General features: G+C 63.3%; 5 protein-coding genes and 1 pseudogene. 5 read left to right on the top strand and 1 reads right to left on the bottom strand.

Annotated features, from left to right (window positions below):
- Nucleotides 1-223, bottom strand: a pseudogene (locus tag AAIO73_RS20050) (hypothetical protein); the annotation flags it as partial.
- A gap of 47 nt (nucleotides 224-270) precedes the next feature.
- Here AAIO73_RS20050 and AAIO73_RS20340 point away from each other — a divergent pair.
- The 5 genes from AAIO73_RS20340 to AAIO73_RS20030 form a co-directional block, all read left to right on the top strand.
- Nucleotides 271-465 carry a glutathione S-transferase N-terminal domain-containing protein gene (locus AAIO73_RS20340; RefSeq protein WP_526023831.1) on the top strand — a complete coding sequence of 65 codons (195 nt, stop codon included), beginning with the start codon at nucleotides 271-273 and terminating at the stop codon, nucleotides 463-465.
- A 12-nt stretch (nucleotides 466-477) separates the two neighbouring features.
- A complete protein-coding gene (locus AAIO73_RS20045; protein ID WP_526023830.1) occupies nucleotides 478-915 on the top strand; it encodes a glutathione S-transferase C-terminal domain-containing protein in 438 nt (145 codons plus the stop codon).
- Between the two features lie 560 nt (nucleotides 916-1,475).
- Nucleotides 1,476-2,804 carry a TonB-dependent receptor gene (locus AAIO73_RS20040; protein ID WP_345880545.1) on the top strand — a complete coding sequence of 443 codons (1,329 nt, stop codon included), beginning with the start codon at nucleotides 1,476-1,478 and terminating at the stop codon, nucleotides 2,802-2,804.
- 81 nt (nucleotides 2,805-2,885) lie between these two features.
- Nucleotides 2,886-4,262: a TonB-dependent receptor domain-containing protein gene (locus tag AAIO73_RS20035; protein ID WP_345880543.1), complete on the top strand. Its 1,377-nt coding sequence runs from the start codon at nucleotides 2,886-2,888 to the stop codon at nucleotides 4,260-4,262.
- Between the two features lie 551 nt (nucleotides 4,263-4,813).
- The coding region (locus tag AAIO73_RS20030; protein ID WP_345880541.1) for a hypothetical protein at nucleotides 4,814-4,996 on the top strand (183 nt) is incomplete at its 3' end.

Genomic DNA, 4,996 nt, shown 5'->3' with positions numbered 1-4,996 from the left:
GGCCCGGCCCGTAGGGCAGCCCCTTGGCGATCAGGGTGCCGGCCCGGTCCTTCGGCACCAGCCGGTCGAAGGTCAGCAGGGGCGAACAGGCCGCGGCAAGCGCCCCAAGCAGGGCAGTGAGCCCCAGACCTGCGCTGCGTCGCTTCATTCCGTCCCAACTCCGGTCGCGCGGTCCGTGCGCCCGCTTCGCCGCACCCATAGCCGATGCCGTGGCGCGGGGCACGTCCTGCGACGCTTTCCAACGCCACCCGTGCGACGCATAGGGGCGGGATGGCCGACCCCGTCCTCTACAGCTTCCGGCGCTGCCCCTATGCGATGCGCGCGCGACTGGCGCTGGCCGTCAGCGGCGTGCGCCATGAACTTCGAGAGGTTCGCCTCTCGGCCAAACCCGAAGCGATGCTCGCGCTCTCGCCGAAGGGGACGGTGCCGGTCCTGCAGACGGCCGACGGCGTGGTAATCGATTAAAGCCTCGGCATCATGCGGTGGGCGTTGTCGCGAGGCGACTCCGACGACTGGCTGGCGGGCGACGATCCCGACTTGATCGCCAGCAACGACAGCCGCTTCAAGCACCATCTCGACCGGTATAAATACCCCGATCGGCACGGTTCGAGCGCGGTCGAACGTCGCGATCTTGGTCTGCGGTTTCTGGAAGAACTCGACGCGCGACTGGGCGCGGCCGGACAGCTCAGGGCCACACGACCTGGCCTTGCCGATGCCGCGATCATGCCGTTCGTCCGGCAGTTTGCCGCCGTCGACCGCGACTGGTTCGACACCCTGCCGCTGCCACGGTTGCAGCGATGGCTCGCGGACCATCTCGCCTCCGACCTGTTTCAGTCGATCATGTACCGGGTCGCGCCATGGTGTCCGGGTGCGCCGGCCGTCATCATGCAGTCCGGCCATTCGCTAAACGACTGATGTTATACGGTAGTATTATCTGGCACTGCCGGGCAATCTAACGTGTGCCCGCAGGCGTTGTTTTCGGTTCCGAGCCATTCTGAACCTGCGGAACTACAGGATTTCATGCTGGCGTAATTTCAGTCGCCGATCCGAGCGGACAAATTAGGTCATTTTGAATTTGCTAGGTTGTTGTAGCAACGCGTCTTCGCTGATGACCAGTCGATGTAACGAAAGGTAATGTTGCTTACGAGGAAGTTGCCAGAACAGTCTACTGCCTAGTGAAGCAGCGCAGACCCGTCCCAAAAAGAATATGCGTATAATTATTGGATGATGCGTTTTGCGTGTTGTGATCTATTCGATCACACGCTGTAACAATAAAGGCATTGAGCGTGTCCCCGGCCCAAAAACGGACTTGCGCATCGGCACCCGTCTCGCGAGCCTTGTCCCATAATAAAACAAGAAGACAGGGGTTTGCTAACATGTTGAGTTTCCGATCGGCCGTGCTGTGCGGGGGCGCCGTCCTCGCCATCGTCGCTACGACCCTCTCCACCGCCGCGGAAGCCCAGACGGCGCCTTCGGTGTCCAGTCCGAACATTGCCGACGATCCCGACGCCAGCGGTGATATCGTGGTGACCGGCTCGCGCATCCGGCGCGATCCGCTCGACCAGCCGTCGCCCGTCATCAGCGTCGATGAACAGGCGATCGCGCGCACCGGGCTGTCGTCGATCGCCGACGTGTTGCAGCGCATTCCCAGCTCGGCAGGCGGGTTGAACACCAAGTTCAACAATTCGGGCAATTTCGGCAACCCGCCGGACGGCGGCGGCGTCGGCGCCGGATCGGCGGCGATCGACCTGCGCTATCTGGGGGCGAAGCGGACGCTCGTGCTGGTCGATGGCCTGCGCTACGTCAACGGTGCCTCGGCCAGTGGCATTCCGGCATCGGTCGATCTCAACTCGATCCCCGACGTGATGATCGGGCGGGTCGAGGTGCTGCAATCGGGGGCTTCGCCGCTCTACGGATCGGACGCGATCGCGGGTGTCGTCAATATCATCACCAAATCGAGCCAGCGCGGTTTACGCGCGCAGGCGCAATATGGCCAGTTCCTCGAACAGGGGGATGGCGAGACCGAAAATTACCAGCTCAGCTGGGGTAACGGATCGAACCAGCCGGTCGACTTCGTCGCCGGCGCCTTCTACATCCGGCAGCGCTCGGTCAGCGCCGCCGACCGCGATATCTCGTTGTTTCCGAACCCCGGCCAGACCAGCTGCGCCGATCCGATCGGCGGTTGTTCCAGCTATACGCCGCTTGGCCGCTTCCTCGTCAACGGGCAGAATCTGACGCTGCGCGCACCGGTCGTCGGTCGCACGCCGGTGTATGACCCGACGCTGGCGGGAGGCGATTTCAAGGCGTTTACCGCTGGCGACCGCTTCAACTTCGCGCCGTTCAACTATTTCCTGACGCCCAGCGAGCGCTATGGCGGCTTCGTCAACGCCCGCGCCGAATTTTCCGAAGCACTGAACCTGCGGGTGAAGGCGGTGTATAATCACCGCCAGTCGCAGAACCAGGCAGCGTTCCTGCCGCTGCCGATCGGCCCGGATGCGGGCGGCGGCCCGCTGACCCGCACCATCTCGATCGACGCGACCAACCCGTTCAATCCGTTCGGCCGTACACTCAACGGCGGCGACAACGGCCAGCCCGCAACCTATTCAGCGATCTTCCGCCGTCTGGTCGAGGCCGGGCAGCGAACCTACAGCCAGACCGTCGACACCATGTCGCTCACCGGCACGCTCGACGGCCAGTTCGAAATGATGGGCCGCAGCTGGTATTGGGATGCCAGCGCGGTGGTCGGCTATAACGATGCCAAGCAGTTGTTCACCGGCAACGTCAACGTCGCGCGGCTGCGGTAGGCGCTGGGCCCCGTCGGCCAGTGCACCGGCGACTGCGTCCCGCTCAACGTATTTGGCGGGGTCGGATCGATCACGCCGGCGATGCTGGGGTTCATCGGGTTCGACGAGCGCGCAAGCAGCAATCAGGTGCTGAACGACTATACCGCCAATCTGTCGGGGCAGTTGTTCGATCTGCCGGGCGGTCCGGTCGGTATCGCCATCGGCTATGAGCACCGCTATCAGTCGGGCAGCTTCACCCCCGACCCGTTGATCCAGGCGGGGCTGGGCGCCGACATTCCGGCACAGGCCGCGCGCGGCAGCTTCAACGTCGACGAAGTCTATGGCGAAATCCGCCTGCCGATCCTGAAGGACGTGCCGTTCTTCAGCAGCCTCGAACTGAACGGCGCGGTTCGTCATTCTAACTATTCGACGTTCGGCGGCAATACGACGCTCACCGGGAGTGGCCTGTGGAAGCCGGTCGCGGATCTGTTGCTGCGCGGTTCCTATGCGGAAAGCGTCCGTGCCCCGTCGATCGGCGAATTGTTCGGCGCGCAGTCGCGCTTCGACCAGTCGCTGCCCGATCCGTGCTCGAACGTCGCGGGCAGCCTGTTCCGTACCAGCGCGACCGCGCGCGCGAACTGCATCACCGATGGCGTCCCGGCCAGCGGCAGCTATGCCGAGCCCGCCGGGCAGTTGCCGGTCCTGACCGGCGGCAATGCGGCGTTGCAGCCGGAAAAGGCGCGCACGCTGCTGTTCGGGGGTGCCTATAGCCCGGCATGGGCCCGCAACGGCTTTGCCAGCGCACTGAGTCTTGAGGTCAATTATTACGACGTGCGGGTCCGTGATGCGATCGCCGCCATATCCGCCAATGTGCTGCTCGGTCGCTGCGCGCTGACCGGCGATCCGCTGTCCTGCGGGGCGACGACGCGCACCGCCAATGGTTTCGTCTCGTCGATCAGCGGCCTGTTGCTCAACACCGGCGGCATCCAGACGCGCGGGATCGACGCGACCTTCACGCTGCGCACCCGCGAAACCGGCGCGGGCGTGTTCGGCCTGTCGGTGATCGGCAACTATCTGCTCAGCTATCAGGAAACCGTGCCCGCCACCAACGGCACCACGACGACCCGCTATCAGGGAACCGAACGTGGCAGCCCCGATCAGGCGTATCCCCGGTTCAAGGGGCTGGCGACGATCGACTGGGCGGTTGGGCCGGTCACGGCCTCGGTCACCGGTCGCTTCATCGACGACGTTCGCGAAATCCAGAATACGACGGTGCTCAAGGAACGGCTGTACGGCGATGTCCAGCTCGGCATCCGTCCGGCATGGATGGACAGCCGCTTCGCGCTGACGTTAGGCGTCAACAACGTGTTCGATCAGGACCCGCCGGCCTGTTTCTCGTGCAGCCTCAACAACTACGACCCGACGACCTATGACGTGCCCGGCCGCTTCGGCTATCTGCGCCTGTCCTACGGCCTGTAAGTGAAAAGGAGCGGGCGCGCACCGCCCGCTTCGCTTCTGTCAGGAGTCAGAAAATGGTTGGAGTGCAGAGCGGGACTGGGAGGGCAGATTTGCTCGCAACTCAGTAAGCGAAGCGACGGTTGGGGGACACCGAAAATAGTCCCAAACCAAGCTGAATGAACGGCCAAGGTTGGGATCCAAGAAGATCGTTAGAACGTCCGTTTGTGGCTCATCACGCCTATAGGCAGAAGGCTAATGTTTGTCGGAAGCGAACCATAAAAGGCGCGGTGCGCGAACGTCACCTACTGTCAAAAATCGCCGTTTAACAAGCCGCCTCGGAACGGCGGCTTCGTCCCACGTCACGCCATTTGGGACGGTTGAGGTCGTCCCATAATTCGATCTCAGTCGGGGATGCCGGCTCCCCTGAAGCCTATGGTGTCCGATCCCTCACATCCTGTGCTACCAGCGTGCGCATATTCCCACAGCAGGGGCGAGCCGCCAGCAATAGTCGGGCCGTAGCGTTCGTAGACCTGTTGTTCCGACACGCTGTTCTCAGTCCAGGTGCCTCCATCGTGTCGCTCACACCACTTGGTCGAGCAGAGGTCGCCAAGATCCATACGGCTGAAGATGCGACCACTGCCGCGTACATCAGCTTGGAAGGCAAGACTGGAGTGAAGCTGATCGACACTATCGCGCTGTGGGCATCGGCCCTCTCTCGGACACCCCTGTTCGCCCGGATCGGCCAACATCAGGCT

The organism is Sphingomonas epibiotica (genome assembly GCF_039615155.1).
GTDB lineage: Bacteria > Pseudomonadota > Alphaproteobacteria > Sphingomonadales > Sphingomonadaceae > Sphingomonas.
This window is presented reverse-complemented; position numbering and strand designations above follow the sequence as displayed.